Raw genomic sequence first — 534 nt, forward strand, 5'->3', positions numbered from 1 at the left:
CGAAGTCGGTGAGGTAACCGTAAGGAGCCAGCCGCCGAAGGTGGGACCAATGATTGGGGTGAAGTCGTAACAAGGTAGCCGTATCGGAAGGTGCGGCTGGATCACCTCCTTTCTAAGGAATAAGATGAAGCGTAAGCGTTCGTTTAGCGACGTATGAACTGGACTGAACCGAAGGAGATAAAGAAAACACGGCGACTGTAAGGAGTCGATGTTGACTTATCGTACGGAGGGGAAGGAAGTTTCACTAGTCGCTGAACGCTGGAGCTGGACTATACGGAAGACATACTCGGTTGTTTGGTTCAGTTTTGAGAGAGTAAATATTCTCTCTTTAAAGATGGTACCTTGAAAACTAAATAAGAGTAACAACGACATCAAACCAAAAGCTGAAGCGAATGCTTAGCGACATACGGACTGGACTGAACCGCAGGAGATAAAGGAAACACGAAGAGCCGAGAGGCAAATCAATGTTGACTTATCGTACGAAGGTAAAGGAAGTCAGGCAAGTCGCTATGAGCGGAAGCTAGAATAACCAAA

1 rRNA gene is annotated in these 534 nt (G+C 46.6%); it reads left to right on the forward strand.

Going from position 1 to position 534, the window contains the following annotated elements:
• A 16S ribosomal RNA gene (locus tag KQI21_RS01205) occupies nt 1–112 on the forward strand; the annotation flags it as partial.
• Nucleotides 113–534 lie beyond the last annotated feature (422 nt).

It is taken from the genome of Virgibacillus proomii (assembly GCF_018916875.1).
GTDB lineage: Bacteria > Bacillota > Bacilli > Bacillales > Amphibacillaceae > Virgibacillus > Virgibacillus proomii_B.